Genomic DNA, 11,334 nt, shown 5'->3' on the forward strand with positions numbered 1-11,334 from the left:
AGGCGTGGCTCAGCTCAGGACGGCGAGGGCGTCGATCTCGATGAGCAGCCCCTTGGGCAGACCGACGTAGACGGTGGTGCGGGCGGCGGGTGCCTCCTTGAGGCCCTGCTCCTCGAAGTAGGCGTTGTAGATCGCGTTCATCTCGGCGAAGTGCGCCACGTCGGTGAGGTAGACGCGGATCATCATCGCGTCGTCCCAACTGGCGCCGCCCTCTTCGAGGATGGCCTTGACGTTGGCGAGGGTCTGGAGGGTCTGCTCGCGCAGGGTGGGGCCGGCCGGGGTGGGGGCCTGGCCCTCGACGGCGGGGAGGAAGCCGACCTGGCCCGCGACCTGGAGGATATTGCCCTTCTTGACGCCGTGGGAGAACTTCGCGGGCGGGGTGGTGTGGGTGGCCGGGGTGAGCGCGGTCTTCTCGGTCATGGGGTTCAGGCTTCCTCTGCGGGGTCGGTGGCTGACGGGGGGACGGCGGTTCCGGAGTACTCCCGGCTGATGGCGTCGGCGGTGCGGCGGACCAGCGGGAGCAGTCCGAGGAGTTCCTCGGCGCTGACGACGACATTCGGCGCGGAGACCGACATGGCGGCGACCAGACGGCCGTCGGCGCCGCGTACGGGGGCCGCGACGCAGTTGATGGACTCCTCGTGGCCACCGAGGTCGGTGGCCCAGCCCTGTTCGCGGACCGTGGCCAGTTCGGCGAGGAACGCCGTGGCGTCATGGGTCGAACGGGACGTGTAGCGGGGGTAGTCGAGCTTCTCGGCGAGGGCGCGGCGCTCGGGTTCGGGGAGGTCGGCGAGGAGCAGCTTGGCGACCGCGGCGACCGTGATCGCGACGGGTTTGCCGATCCGGGAGTACATCCGGACCGGGTAGCGGCTCTCCACCTTGTCGATGTAGAGGACCTCGTTCTCCTCGTGGACCGCGAGGTGGACGGTGTGTCCGCACTTCTCGTTGAGGGCGACGAGGTGGGGGTGGGCGATCTCGCGTACGTCGAGGTTCTCGACGGCCTGCTGGGCGAGGGCGAAGAGCCGGGCACCGAGGCGGTAGCGCTGGTCGGACTGGCGGTAGACGAAGCCGTGTTCGTGGAGGGTGCGCAGCAGCCGGAGGGCCGTGGACTTGTGGACGCCGAGCCGGTCGGCGACCTGGCCCAGGTCGGCGGGTCCCTCGGCGAGCAGCGGCAGGATGCTCAGCGCCCGGTCGACGGTCTGGCTCATGCCGGCACCTCGTCGCCCTCGGCTCGGTCGGCGATCCGTCTCATGCCGGCACCTCGCTTCGCCCGGCCCGGTCGGCGGTCCGGCTCATACCGCCACCTCGCTTCGCCCGGCCCGGTCAGCGGTCCGGCTTGCCGCCACCTCGCTTCGCCCGGCCCGCCGGTCGCCCGGGGCGCACCTCTCGGTGGCTCTCGCACGTGGCTCGTTCATTGCGTGGGTACCTCCTCGTCGGCCCTGTGGCCGGATGTGTCGGCGGCGGTCCAGCCGGGAGCGAGGTGCAGTGTCTCCCAGGCCGGGTCGTCGAGGGCGGCCAGTCGGTCGGCGTACGGCCGGCTCGGCGGGGTGGCGAGATCGCCGGGGACGGTGAGGGCGGCGGCGGCCCACAGATGGCCGTGCCGGAGGCGGGCGCGGTCCGGGAGGCCGCGGAGGGTGGCGGAGAGGAAGCCGGCGGCGAAGGCGTCTCCGGCGCCGGTGGCCGCCACGAGGTCGACGTTCAGGGCCGGGACGAAGGTGGTGGTGCCGGTGGCGTCGTCGCGGCGGCCGCCCGGCTCCCGCGTCCGCCGGAACACGGTGGCTCCCGCCCTGCCCTGCTTGACGACCAGGGTGTGCGGTTCCGGCAGCGCCTGGCGGATGGCCCGGGGACCGTGCAGGCCCCAGGCGTCCCGGGCCTCGTCGTCGCCCACGAACACCAGGTCCGCACCGCGTGCGAGGTCGAGCAGCACCTGTGCCCGCGCGGTGTCCCGCCACAGCCCCGGCCGGTAGTTGACGTCGAAGGAGAGGAGCGGACGCCCTGGGCGGCGGGTGGTCAGTTCCCGCAGCAGGCCGAGGCAGTCCGCGGACAGCGCCGCCGTGATGCCGGACAGATGCAGGATCCGGCCGGCGTACACGGCGGCCGGGTCCAGGCCGTCCGCCGTCATGGCGGAGGCGGCGGAACCGGTGCGGTAGTAGGCGACTTCGTGGGTGCCGGTGGCGCGGTCGCCGGCGGTGCGGAAGTAGATGCCGGTGGGGCGCAGCGGGTCGCGGCGGACGTGTTGGACGTCGACGCCGCAGTCGCCGATGGCGGCCAGCAGGTGGTCACCGAAGCCGTCGGTGCCGACCCGGGAGATCCAGCGGGTGGTGTGGCCGGTGCGGGCGAGGGTGCAGGCGACGTTGGATTCGGCACCGCCGATGGCGCGGTCGAAGGAGGGGACATCGGCGAGCCGCCCGGGCAGCCGCGGCAGGAAGGTGACCATGGACTCGCCGAGGCAGACGACATCGACGTCCGGAACGGGTGCGCCGTCCGGAGCTTGGCTGTCGCCGGCGTTCGAGGACCTGGTCACGATCGGATGCGCTCCTTCGCTGTACGGCTCACCCGGGCGCGGCCGGGGCGGCGGTTCAGGTGTCGCCCGGCACGGCGGTTTCGGGTGTCGTCCGGGGCGGTGTCCAGGCCCCCGTTCCGGCCCGTTTTGCACGATGCTTCTCACCATTGACCGGGCGATGGCCCGGATGTTAGACAGCTGTACGCGATATGCGCAATGAGCGTTGCAGAGAGTGCAACAGGAACTTGGAGGAGGCCCCATGGCCGGCGAGCGGCTCGCGCAGGGACTCAAGGGACTCGCGGACGAACGGGTCGATCACCGCTTCAAGGCGCTCCCGCCCGACGCCGAAGGGCTCACCGTCGGGGAGCTGGCCGCCGAGCGCCGCAACCTCTTCGACGGCGGTTTCACCACCCCCGTCCTCGCCCTCTCCGCCGAGTCGGTCGAGCACAACCTCGCCCTGATGGAGACCTACGCCGACCGGCACGGTCTCGCCTTCGCTCCGCACGGCAAGACCTGTATGGCGCCGCAGCTCTTCGCCCGGCAGCTGGAGCACGGCGCCTGGGGCATCACCGCCGCCGTCCCCCACCAGGTCCGCGTCTACCGCGCCTACGGCATCCAGAAGATCTTCCTGGCCAACGAGGTCGTGGACCCGGCCGCCCTGCGCTGGCTCGCCGCCGAACTCGCCGACGACCCCGGCTTCCAGCTCATCTGCTACGTCGACTCGCTGCGCGGTATCGAGCTGATGGACCGCACCCTGCGGGAGGCCGGCGCCACCCGCCCGGTGGATGTGGTCGTCGAGCTGTGCGCCGGCGAGGGCGCGCGCACCGGCGTCCGCACCGAGACCGAGTGCCTCGAACTCGCCGATGCCATCGCGGGGGTGGACACCCTGCGCCTGGTGGGCGTGGCGGGCTACGAGGGCGAGGTGCCCGAGGCCACCCCGGAGCGGGTGACCGCTTATCTGCGCCGACTGGTCGCGCTGGCCGAGGCGTTCGACAAGGCGGGCCGGTTCACCGACCTGGACCAGATCGTGGTCAGCGCCGGTGGCAGCGCCTGGTTCGACGCGGTCGCCGAGGTCTTCGCGGACCTCCCCGCGCTGTCGGCACCCGTCCTCAAGCTGCTGCGCTCGGGCGCGTATGTCTCGCACGACGACGCCCACTACCGCCGGCTCACCCCCTTCAACCGGGTCCCCGAGGAGGGCGCCCTGCACCCCGCCTTCCGGCTGTGGGCCCAGGTCGTCTCCCGCCCCACGACCGAGCAGGCGTTCCTCAACGCGGGCAAGCGCGATGCGGCGTACGACCTGGATCTGCCGCAGGCCCAGGTGGTCCGGTCCGGCCGGGACGGCACCGAACGCCCGGCGGACGGCCTCACCGTCACCAAGCTGTCCGACCAACACGCTTGGGTCGACACCGAGCGCGCCGGCGATGTGGAGGTCGGCGACTGGGTCGCCCTCGGGCTCTCGCACCCCTGCACCATCTTCGACAAGTGGCAGCTGATCCCGCTCGTCGAACAGGACGGCACGGTCACGGACTTCATCCGGACCTTCTTCTAGGACTTCTTCTAGAACCTTCTGCCAGGCCCTTCTTCCAGGACCTGCCCGGCGGGGCCTTGGCCCCGCGGGCTTCCCGGGCCGGAGCTCTGCTCCCGCCCCCCGGACGCCGGCGGTGCGCGCCGATCCCCCGCGGTGCGCGCCGCCGGCCCCGGCCCCTGCGACCGCACGTCCCCCGGTCGACGCTCCGGGGCACCGAGAGAGGCAGGCCCAGCCATGGAGACCGTGTTCCGCGGCGTACGCGTCGTCGACGGGTCCGGCGGTCCGTCCTACCGCGCCGATGTCGCCCTGTCCGGCGGCCGGATCGCGGCCGTCCACCGCGAGTCGGACGGCGGTCCGCGGCCGGGCGCAGCCCGCGTGGTGGAGGGCCAGGGCCTCGCCCTCTCCCCCGGCTTCATCGATATGCACGCGCACAGCGACCTGGCGCTGCTGCGGGACCCCGGGCACGAGGCGAAGGCCGCCCAGGGGGTCACCCTCGAAGTCCTCGGCCAGGACGGCCTGTCGTACGCGCCGGTCGACGACCGCACCCTCGCCGAGGTCCGCGCCCAGATCACCGGCTGGAACGGCGGAGCGCCCGGGGACCACTCCGTCGACTTCAGCTGGCGCACCGTCGGCGGCTACCTCGACCGCCTCGATCACGGCTTCGACGGCCACGGCATCGCCGTCAACGCCGCCTATCTCGTCCCGCAGGGCACGGTACGGATGCTCACCCTCGGCTGGGACGACCGCGCGGCCACCGCCGACGAGCTGGACCACATGCGGCAGCTGGTCGCCGAGGGCCTGGAACAGGGCGCGGTCGGCATGTCCTCCGGTCTGACCTACACCCCCGGGATGTACGCCTCCGACGCCGAACTGACCGAACTGTGCCGGGTGGTGGCCCAATACGGCGGCTACTACTGCCCGCACCACCGCTCCTACGGCGCCGGTGCCCTCCAGGCGTACGAGGAGATGGTGGCGCTCACCCGCGAGGCCGGCTGTGCGCTGCATCTGGCGCACGCCACCATGAACTTCGGCGTCAACGAGGGCCGCGCGCCCGAGCTGCTCGCGCTCCTGGACGACGCGCTGGACGCCGGCGCGGACCTCACCCTGGACACCTATCCGTACACGCCCGGCTGTACGACCCTGGTCGCCATGCTGCCGAGCTGGGCGAGCGAGGGCGGACCCGGGGTGATCCTGGCCCGCCTCCGGGACGACGCGACGGCCGCCCGCATCCGGCAGGTCATGGAGGTGGAGGGCGCCGACGGCTGTCACGGGGTGCCCATCGACTGGGACACCATCGAGATCTCCGGGGTGTCGCACCCCGAGCTGGCGGACCACGTCGGCAAGACCGTGGCCCGCACCGCCGCCGAGCGCGGCGAGGAGCCCTGGCGGACCGCCCGCCGGCTGCTGATCGAGGACCGTCTGGGCTCGACGATCCTCCAGCACGTCGGCCACGAGGACAACGTGCGCCGGATCATGCGCCACCGGGTGCACACCGGCGGCAGCGACGGCATCCTCCAGGGCGCCAAGCCGCATCCGCGGGCGTACGGCACCTTCCCCCGCTACCTCGGCGCCTACGTCCGCGAGCTGGGCGTGCTGTCGCTGGAGGAGTGCGTCGCGCATCTGACGGGCCGTCCGGCCGCCCGGCTGCGGCTCCCCGACCGCGGCCTGGTGCGCGAGGGCTACCGCGCCGACCTGGTCCTCTTCGACCCGGAAACGGTCGCCGCCGGGGCCACTTTCGACGCCCCGCGCACGCTGCCCACCGGCATTCCGCATGTCCTGATCGACGGCCGGTTCGTGATGGCGGACGGGCGGCGCACGGACGTACTGGCGGGCCGGTCGGTACGGCGGACGGCGCCGGGCCGGGGCTGAGGTCAGCCGGGCGGCGGCAGTTCTCCCGCGGCCGCGCGCAGGACCAGCCGTTCGATCTCCGGTCCGCTGCTCGTCAGAGGTGAAGCCCTGATCGGTCACTATCTCCGGGAAGCCGCTGGAGAGTTGGCGCTCCAGTCGGCTCAGCGTCTCGGCCCCCGTGGGGATGAACGCCGAGGCCGCCGGCGACGGATCACGCAGCAGCCCGTTGGGCGCGAGCGCCGAGCGGTCGCAGCCATGCCCCAGCCGGCGTCGACGGCGAGGGTGAACGGGGTGGCGGCACGGGAGGCGACCAGGAGCCCGGCGAGCCGGCGGGCGGCGCGGCCGGCGCCGAGCAGATCCGCGCCGGGCTCGGCCACCGGTTCGTCGTTGAGCAGCGCGAACGGGCCGCGGGGCGCGGCGACGGCGGGAGCGGGCGAGGCCGGTGCGGTGGGTGCGGCCGGGGGTAACGGTGCCGAGGCGGGCATGGAGCGTAGCGGCGCGCGCCCCCGACCGTGGGGGCCTCCGCGGAATCCGCGGCCCCCGCATCGTCACCGGGCGTGAGGAAGTCCACACCGTCCGGTGATCAACGTGGGGAAAAACACCGGGCGGCCGCCGTAACGCGCCCGTAAGGTGGCGGACATGCAGGTGATCCAGTCAACGAAGCTCGCCAACGTCTGCTACGAGATCCGTGGCCCGGTTCTTGAGGAGGCGATGCGGCTGGAGGCTGCCGGTCACCGCATCCTCAAGCTCAACACCGGCAACCCGGCGGCGTTCGGCTTCGAGTGCCCGCCCGAGATCCTGGAGGACATCCTCCGCACGGTCGGCACGGCGCACGGCTACGGGGACGCCAAGGGCCTGCTCTCCGCCCGCCGCGCGGTGATGCAGCACTACCAGACGCAGGGCATCGACCTCTCCGTCGACGACATCTACCTGGGCAACGGCGTCTCCGAGCTGATCCAGATGTCGATGCAGGCGCTGCTGGACGACGGCGACGAGGTGCTGGTCCCGGCCCCGGACTATCCGCTGTGGACGGCCTCCGTCTCGCTCTCCGGCGGCACCGCCGTGCACTACCGCTGCGACGAGCAGGCGGACTGGATGCCGGACCTGGCCGACATCGAGCGCAAGGTCACCGACCGCACCAAGGCCATCGTCGTCATCAACCCCAACAATCCCACGGGTGCGGTGTACGACGACGAGCTGCTGCGCGGTATCGCGGAGATCGCCCGCCGGCACAACCTGATCGTCTGCGCCGACGAGATCTACGACAAGATCCTCTACGACGGCGTCACCCACACCCCCTTCGCCTCGCTCGCCCCCGACCTGCTGACCCTGACCTTCAACGGGCTGTCCAAGTCGTACCGGGTGGCGGGCTACCGCAGCGGCTGGATGGCGGTCTGCGGCCCGAAGGCGCACGCCTCCTCGTACATCGAGGGGCTGACGATCCTCGCCAATATGCGGCTGTGCGCCAATATGCCGGCCCAGCACGCGGTCGCCACCGCGCTCGGCGGCCGGCAGTCGATCAACGATCTGGTGCTGCCCGGCGGCCGGCTGCTGGAGCAGCGCGACACGGCGTATGAGCTGCTGACCCAGATCCCCGGCGTCAGCTGCGTCAAGCCGAAGGGCGCGCTGTACGCCTTCCCGCGGCTGGATCCCAAGGTCTACAAGGTCAAGGACGACCGGCAGATGGTGCTGGACCTGCTGCGCGCCGAGAAGATCATGATCGTGCACGGCACCGGCTTCAACTGGCCGGAGCCCGATCACTTCCGCCTGGTCACGCTGCCCAGCAAGGACGATCTGGCGGATGCGGTCACCCGGATCGGCTCCTTCCTCGACGGCTACGGACAGTACTGACCCGGAGAAATTCTCTGTACGGCCCACAACTTTAGACAGCGTCTAAGCTAGGATGGTCTCCTGAACGTATTCAGGAGGCCGTCCCATGTACGAACCGATCCGCACCAAGTCGGTCCACACCATGGCCGCCGCCCCGGAGATCCCGCACCGCTCGCGCGAGCAGGAGCTGGACATCCGGCTCGCCGGACAGCTGACCGCGCTGCTCACCGTCACCGATGAGCTGCATGCGCTGGCGACGCGGACGGGCGGCGGTGCGCCGCAGGACGCCGGGCCGGCCGCCGCCGAGCTGGCCGCTGCCGCCGAGCGCATCGCCGAGCAGGTCGCCCGGCTGACCGGCGGCCACTATCCGCTGCGCGCCGAGCCCACCGACGGCGGCACCCCGGCCCGGATCGAGGCCCTCCAGCAGCGCGCCCACACCCTCGCCGGGAACGCCCTGGCGGTCGCCACCACCCGTGACGACGCGGCGGCGCGGGAGCTGGCCGCCGAGCGGCTGGCGGCGCACGCCGCACCGCGCCGGGACCTCGCCACGGCCTGAGGCCGGGCACTGGCCGGCCCACCTCACCCAACCGGCCCAGCCGGTCCCTGCCACGTCAGCTCACCCACAGCAACGAGCCGGGGCCCGCACGTCCTGTGCGGGCCCCGGCCGGTGTGTGCGCTACGGGTGACTAGCCGAGCCGCTGGACCAGCGCGCGGTACTCGTCCCACAGCTCCTTCGGCGTGTGGTCACCGAAGGTGTTGAGGTGCTCGGGGATCAGCGCCGCCTCCTCGCGCCACACGTCCTTGTCGACGGTGAGCAGGAAGTCGAGGTCGGCGTCGTCGAGGTCGAGGCCCGTGGTGTCCAGCGACTCCTTGGTGGGCAGCACGCCGATGGGGGTCTCGACGCCCTCGGCCTTGCCCTCCAGCCGCTCGACGATCCACTTGAGCACCCGGCCGTTCTCGCCGAAGCCCGGCCACACGAAGCGGCCCTTGTCGTCCTTGCGGAACCAGTTGACGTAGTAGATCTTCGGCAGCTTGGCCTGGTCCTTGTCGGCACCGACCTTGACCCAGTGCCCCATGTAGTCGCCCATGTTGTAGCCGCAGAACGGCAGCATGGCGAACGGGTCCCGGCGCAGCTCGCCGACCTTGCCCTCGGCCGCGGCGGTCTTCTCGCTGGCGACGTTGGCGCCGAGGAAGACGCCGTGCTGCCAGGTCAGCGACTCGGTCACCAGCGGCACGGCGCTGGCGCGACGGCCGCCGAAGAGGATCGCCGAGATCGGCACGCCCTTGGGGTCCTCCCACTCGGGCGCGATGATCGGGCACTGGCCGGCCGGGACGGTGAAGCGGGCGTTGGGGTGGGCGGCCGGGGTCTCGGACTCCGGCGTCCAGTCGTTGCCCTTCCAGTCGGTCAGATGGGCGGGCTTCTCCTCGGTCATGCCCTCCCACCAGACATCGCCATCGTCGGTGAGCGCGACATTGGTGAAGACGGAGTTGCCCCACATCGTCTTCATGGCATTGGCGTTGGTGTGCTCGCCGGTGCCGGGCGCGACACCGAAGAAGCCGGCCTCGGGGTTGATGGCGTAGAGGCGGCCGTCCTCGCCGAAGCGCATCCAGGCGATGTCGTCACCGATGGTCTCGACGGTCCAGCCGGAGATCGTCGGCTCCAGCATCGCGAGGTTGGTCTTGCCGCAGGCGCTCGGGAAGGCGGCGGCGACGTACTTGGACTCGCCCTGCGGAGGGGTGAGTTTGAGGATCAGCATGTGCTCGGCGAGCCAGCCCTCGTCGCGCGCCATGACGGAGGCGATGCGCAGCGCGTAGCACTTCTTGCCGAGCAGGGCGTTGCCGCCGTAGCCGGAGCCGTAGGACCAGATCTCCCGGTCCTCGGGGAAGTGCGAGATGTACTTGGTGGAGTTGCACGGCCACGGCACATCGGCCTCGCCCTCAGCCAGGGGCGCACCGAGCGAGTGCACCGCCTTGACGAAGAAGCCGTCCTCGCCGAGCTCGTCGAGCACCGGCTGACCCATGCGCGTCATGGTGCGCATCGAGACCGCGACATAGGCGGAGTCGGTGATCTCCACACCGATCGCGGAGAGCGGGGAGCCGAGCGGGCCCATGCAGAACGGGACCACGTACATCGTCCGGCCGCGCATCGAACCGCGGAAGATGCCCTGCTCACCGGCGAAGATCTCGCGCATTTCGGCGGGGTTCTTCCAGTGGTTCGTCGGGCCGGCGTCCTCCTCCTTCTCGGAGCAGATGAAGGTGCGGTCCTCGACCCGCGCCACGTCCGAGGGGTCGGAGGCCGCGTAGTACGAGTTGGGGCGCTTGATCGGGTCGAGCTTCTTGAACGTGCCCTTGTCGACGAGCTCCTCGCACAGACGCTCGTACTCCGCCTCCGAGCCGTCACACCAGACGACCCGGTCGGGCTGGGTGATCGCTGCGATCTCGTCGACCCAGGAGATGAGTCCTTGATGACGGGTGAGGACGGGGGGAGCCGCGTTGTCGCGCGCCACGATCGCTCCTAGATGAGGGTGTGGACGGATTTATGCCCGATTTGGCCGGGAAAATCCGCTTCTTTTGATGTTTGCCCCTTGGGGGCTGCGACCCGGATGCTTCGTGACCGCTCATCCGGTGCCGACGGCACTCATTTGATCATCCGACCGTTATGGGGTTCTGTCCAGAGGGCGCTTTCGTGACCGTCACCACTCCGGCACCAATCCGTAACTTACGGTTGCGTAGGTAGCATTGCGCCATGACTTCCGCGCCCGACGCCGCCGAGAGCCAGTCCCCCTCCGCGCCGCCCGCGATCGCGGCGGTCGCCGCCGTGGCCGCACCCCTCAAACCCAAACTCCGCGGCTGGCTGCACGCCGGGATGTTCCCCGCCGCCCTCCTCTCCGGCGTCCTGCTCACCGCCCTCGCCGACAGCCCCCGCGGCCGTCTGGCCTGCGCCATTTACACCCTGACCGCATGTCTGCTGTTCGGGGTCAGTGCCCTTTACCACCGCGGCAATTGGGGCCCGCGGACCGACGGCGTGCTGCGCCGGCTCGACCACGCCAATATCTTTCTGATCATCGCGGGCACCTATACGCCGCTGACGATGCTGCTGATGCCCGGCTCCCGCGGCGAGGCGCTGCTCTGGGCGGTCTGGGCGGCCGCCCTGGCCGGAATCCTCTTCCGGGTTTTCTGGGTCGGCGCCCCACGCTGGCTCTACACCCCCTGCTACATCGCCATGGGCTGGGCCGCCGTCTTCTTCCTCCCCGACTTCCTGCGCACCGGCGGCGTCGCCGTCCTCGTCCTCGTCATCGTCGGCGGGCTGCTCTACAGCGCCGGCGGCGTGATCTACGGCCTCAAGCGCCCCAACCCCTCACCCCGGTGGTTCGGCTTCCACGAGGTCTTCCACTCCTTCACCCTGGCGGCCTTCGTCGTGCACTACGTCGGCATCTCCCTGGTGGCTTATACGCACACCTGAGGCCCCGGCCCGAGCGGCCGACCGGCCCGATATCCCCACGCCCCCGGGGGGGGGGGGGGGGCGGGGGGGGGGGCAAACCATCCCCAAAAACCCCCACAAAACAACCACACCCCCCCAACCCCCCCACCCCCACAAGCGTTCTCCCCCCCCCCCGTGGCAAAACCC

Annotated in this window: 10 protein-coding genes; 5 read left to right on the forward strand and 5 right to left on the reverse strand. The window is 71.4% G+C overall.

Going from position 1 to position 11,334, the window contains the following annotated elements; genetic code table 11:
- Window positions 1–9: 9 nt before the first annotated feature.
- From ACZ4XD_RS26990 to ACZ4XD_RS27000, 3 genes are all read right to left on the reverse strand, one after another.
- Entirely contained in the window at window positions 10–420 is a 411-nt protein-coding gene (locus ACZ4XD_RS26990) for a RidA family protein (protein ID WP_042147958.1), read from the reverse strand.
- Between the two features lie 5 nt (window positions 421–425).
- On the reverse strand, window positions 426–1,205 hold the full coding sequence (locus ACZ4XD_RS26995) for an IclR family transcriptional regulator (protein WP_042147955.1): 780 nt from the start codon (window positions 1,203–1,205) through the stop codon (window positions 426–428).
- 203 nt (window positions 1,206–1,408) lie between these two features.
- Window positions 1,409–2,434 (reverse strand): sugar kinase, encoded by a 1,026-nt coding sequence (locus ACZ4XD_RS27000; RefSeq protein WP_468046248.1) that lies wholly within the window; start codon window positions 2,432–2,434, stop codon window positions 1,409–1,411.
- Window positions 2,435–2,759: 325 nt separating this feature from the next.
- Here ACZ4XD_RS27000 and ACZ4XD_RS27005 point away from each other — a divergent pair, with 325 nt between their 5' ends.
- Both ACZ4XD_RS27005 and ACZ4XD_RS27010 read left to right on the forward strand, forming a co-directional pair.
- Entirely contained in the window at window positions 2,760–4,049 is a 1,290-nt protein-coding gene (locus tag ACZ4XD_RS27005) for an amino acid deaminase (RefSeq protein ID WP_468046225.1), read from the forward strand.
- A 213-nt stretch (window positions 4,050–4,262) separates the two neighbouring features.
- The gene (locus tag ACZ4XD_RS27010) at window positions 4,263–5,897 is read left to right on the forward strand and encodes an N-acyl-D-amino-acid deacylase family protein (protein ID WP_468046227.1); all 1,635 of its coding nucleotides are present in this window, start codon (window positions 4,263–4,265) and stop codon (window positions 5,895–5,897) included.
- A gap of 140 nt (window positions 5,898–6,037) precedes the next feature.
- Here the strand turns inward: ACZ4XD_RS27010 and ACZ4XD_RS27015 are convergent, their stop codons facing one another.
- A complete protein-coding gene (locus ACZ4XD_RS27015) occupies window positions 6,038–6,361 on the reverse strand; it encodes a hypothetical protein (RefSeq protein WP_468046229.1) in 324 nt (107 codons plus the stop codon).
- 154 nt (window positions 6,362–6,515) lie between these two features.
- Here ACZ4XD_RS27015 and ACZ4XD_RS27020 point away from each other — a divergent pair, with 154 nt between their 5' ends.
- Window positions 6,516–7,727 carry a pyridoxal phosphate-dependent aminotransferase gene (locus tag ACZ4XD_RS27020; RefSeq protein ID WP_468046231.1) on the forward strand — a complete coding sequence of 404 codons (1,212 nt, stop codon included), beginning with the start codon at window positions 6,516–6,518 and terminating at the stop codon, window positions 7,725–7,727.
- Window positions 7,728–7,812: 85 nt separating this feature from the next.
- The gene (locus ACZ4XD_RS27025; RefSeq protein WP_468046233.1) at window positions 7,813–8,262 is read left to right on the forward strand and encodes an SCO4983 family protein; all 450 of its coding nucleotides are present in this window, start codon (window positions 7,813–7,815) and stop codon (window positions 8,260–8,262) included.
- Window positions 8,263–8,392: 130 nt separating this feature from the next.
- Here ACZ4XD_RS27025 and ACZ4XD_RS27030 read toward each other — a convergent pair whose 3' ends face one another.
- Entirely contained in the window at window positions 8,393–10,213 is a 1,821-nt protein-coding gene (locus ACZ4XD_RS27030) for a phosphoenolpyruvate carboxykinase (GTP) (protein ID WP_042147944.1), read from the reverse strand.
- A gap of 239 nt (window positions 10,214–10,452) precedes the next feature.
- Between ACZ4XD_RS27030 and trhA the strand changes: the two genes are divergently transcribed.
- Window positions 10,453–11,169, forward strand: coding sequence for a PAQR family membrane homeostasis protein TrhA (gene trhA / locus ACZ4XD_RS27035; protein WP_468046235.1), 717 nt, complete (start codon window positions 10,453–10,455; stop codon window positions 11,167–11,169).
- Window positions 11,170–11,334: the final 165 nt, after the last annotated feature.

Source organism: Streptomyces sp. NPDC029466, from assembly GCF_055574515.1.

Bases quoted from the DNA above. Each gene is read 5' to 3' on its own strand.
- ACZ4XD_RS26990 (WP_042147958.1), bottom strand. From the start codon at position 420: ATGACCGAGAAGACCGCGCTCACCCCGGCCACCCACACCACCCCGCCC.
- ACZ4XD_RS26995 (WP_042147955.1), bottom strand. From the start codon at position 1,205: ATGAGCCAGACCGTCGACCGGGCGCTGAGCATCCTGCCGCTGCTCGCC.
- ACZ4XD_RS27000 (WP_468046248.1), bottom strand. From the start codon at position 2,434: ATGGTCACCTTCCTGCCGCGGCTGCCCGGGCGGCTCGCCGATGTCCCC.
- ACZ4XD_RS27005 (WP_468046225.1), top strand. From the start codon at position 2,760: ATGGCCGGCGAGCGGCTCGCGCAGGGACTCAAGGGACTCGCGGACGAA.
- ACZ4XD_RS27010 (WP_468046227.1), top strand. From the start codon at position 4,263: ATGGAGACCGTGTTCCGCGGCGTACGCGTCGTCGACGGGTCCGGCGGT.
- ACZ4XD_RS27015 (WP_468046229.1), bottom strand. From the start codon at position 6,361: ATGCCCGCCTCGGCACCGTTACCCCCGGCCGCACCCACCGCACCGGCC.
- ACZ4XD_RS27020 (WP_468046231.1), top strand. From the start codon at position 6,516: ATGCAGGTGATCCAGTCAACGAAGCTCGCCAACGTCTGCTACGAGATC.
- ACZ4XD_RS27025 (WP_468046233.1), top strand. From the start codon at position 7,813: ATGTACGAACCGATCCGCACCAAGTCGGTCCACACCATGGCCGCCGCC.
- trhA (WP_468046235.1), top strand. From the start codon at position 10,453: ATGACTTCCGCGCCCGACGCCGCCGAGAGCCAGTCCCCCTCCGCGCCG.